General features: G+C 37.9%; 1 pseudogene. It reads left to right on the forward strand.

From position 1 onward, the window contains the following. Nucleotides 1–306 (forward strand): annotated as a pseudogene (locus tag ACSG5Z_RS30465) (hypothetical protein); the annotation flags it as partial.

Below are 306 nucleotides of genomic sequence, written 5' to 3' on the forward strand. Positions count from 1 at the left end.
GTCTATTAATGATGCTCCAGGAGCAGGTGCAAACTCGGTTCGATATGCTGTGCTGGCAAAGAACCGTGTAGGAACAGACGAAATGATGTCTGGGTTTATTTACTCTCCAACAGTAACTAAAAATGAATTAAAATCACCGTCATTAACTTCTAGTGCTAATGTTACTTACAATACAAGAACCTTTGTTGTAACACTTGGAGCTGCTTCTGACAATTTGGGTTCTTCAATAAGTTACACCATTAGTGGGATATCAAGTAAGTACACAACTATTAATGGAACTACAAATGTTACTCCAGGGAACATTAC

Source organism: Bacillus pretiosus, assembly GCF_051294775.1.
GTDB lineage: Bacteria > Bacillota > Bacilli > Bacillales > Bacillaceae_G > Bacillus_A > Bacillus_A wiedmannii.